The following is a 265-nucleotide window of genomic DNA, read 5'->3' as shown; positions in this document are numbered from 1 at the left end:
CCGGCAACCTGCGCGAGATGTTCCAGCGCATCGAGGCGGTCGGCGCCGACGTCGACCGGCGTTCGCACATCCACATCGGCTCGGTGCTGGTCGGGCGGATGACGGTGGCCGGCGAGAGCTGACCAGGCGCGCCGGCTTGACAGGATTCCGGCCCCCACCGACAGTGGCGGCGACTGCCCTCACCTGCAAGGAACGAACGATGAGCGAGTACGAATCCACCCCGCCGCCCCCGCCGCCGGTCACCAGTGCCGCGCCGCAGGACGAA

The 265-nt window shown here is 70.9% G+C and carries 1 protein-coding gene; it reads left to right on the top strand.

What is annotated here, in order from left to right; genetic code table 11:
• Positions 1–8 precede the first annotated feature (8 nt).
• Positions 9–122: a hypothetical protein gene (locus SB775_RS30360; RefSeq protein ID WP_410864965.1), complete on the top strand. Its 114-nt coding sequence runs from the start codon at positions 9–11 to the stop codon at positions 120–122.
• Positions 123–265 lie beyond the last annotated feature (143 nt).

The organism is Peribacillus sp. SIMBA_075 (genome assembly GCF_046534585.1).
The sequence above is the reverse complement of the archived record's forward strand: the minus strand, read 5'-3'. Positions and strand labels throughout refer to the sequence as shown.